Origin of the sequence: Collinsella aerofaciens, from assembly GCF_020709435.1 — a bacterium.
Lineage (GTDB): Bacteria > Actinomycetota > Coriobacteriia > Coriobacteriales > Coriobacteriaceae > Collinsella > Collinsella aerofaciens_AU.
On the sequence record NZ_JAJFDP010000061.1, the window covers coordinates 1 to 279 of the forward strand.

The following is a 279-nucleotide window of genomic DNA, read 5'->3' on the forward strand; positions in this document are numbered from 1 at the left end:
CGGCACGAGCCACCACGTCCACATCCTCACGATCGACCGCGAGGGCGACTGGGACTCCCTGCTGCCAAAGGGGAAGATGGAGGCGGCCAGACTCGAGATCTGCTCGAAGGCCATGGCACCGCTGCTGCGGGAAGCGTACATCGAGCGCGACCTCGCGAGGAAGGCGGCCCTGGAAGCAGTTGCGCGAATCGACCGCGGAAAGCTCGACATCGGCCTGCCGCCGAACGGAAGGATCGAGGCCGCCCACCTCAGGCGTTTCCACCCGGAGGCCTCCGCCGC

At 68.1% G+C, this 279-nt stretch carries 1 protein-coding gene; it reads left to right on the plus strand.

Annotation, left to right across the window (positions count from 1 at the left end):
* A partial coding sequence (locus tag LK493_RS10135; RefSeq protein WP_227790934.1) for a hypothetical protein occupies nt 1-279 on the plus strand: 279 nt, incomplete at both ends.